This window comes from Roseateles sp. P5_E1 (assembly GCF_054049335.1).
The window spans coordinates 1-705 of sequence record NZ_JBFUMN010000208.1 but is presented as its reverse complement, the minus strand read 5'-3'; the positions used below and the strand labels follow the sequence as shown (position 1 = coordinate 705).

Annotated in this window: 1 protein-coding gene; it reads left to right on the top strand. The window is 70.2% G+C overall.

Annotated features, from left to right (window positions below; translation table 11 throughout):
• Positions 1 to 705, top strand: a 705-nt coding sequence (locus ACXJKJ_RS30640; protein WP_457395227.1) for a DUF885 family protein, incomplete at both ends; no start/stop codon positions are given.

Below are 705 nucleotides of genomic sequence, written 5' to 3'. Positions count from 1 at the left end.
ATGCTGGGCATCAGCGGCGACGGTGCCGACTTCTCCAGCCAGCTCACCGATGTGTCGCTGGCCCAGCGTGAGGTCAACCGGCGCTTCCTGGCCGACAACCTCGCCGCGATCAAGGACTGGCACGGCGCCCCACTGGATCCGCAGCAACAGCTCAGCGACGGCCTGGCGCGCTGGTTCTACCAGGCGCAGATCGACCTGATGGCGGTGCCGTGGGCGGCCGCGTGGCTGCCGGTGGGCGGCAGCACCTACGCGGTGGACCAGTTGTTCAGCCTGCCGGTGAACCTGCCGCAGTTCATGGACAACCAGCACGCGGTCACCGACGAGGCCAGCGCCCGCAGCTACATCGCGCGGCTGCAGGCGATGGGCCCCAAGCTGGACCAGGTGCGCGCCAACGTGGACATGCAGGCCGCGCAGGGCGTGGTGCCGCCGGAGGTGGCGCTGCAGGGCGCGGCCGAGCAGTTCCGCACGCTGCTGGCGCCCGCGCCCAAGGACAGCCTGTGGGTGCAGTCGCTGCAACGCAAACTGGAGAAAGTGGCGGCAATCGCACCGGCGCGGCGTGCCGAACTGCTCGCGCAGGCCAGCATGGCCGTGCAGACCTCGGTGAACCCCGGCTACCAGCGTCTGCTGGCCGATGTGCAGGCGCTGCAGGCCAGGCACCTGGGCAACAAGGGCGTGTGGGCGCTGCCACAGGGCAAGGCCTACTAC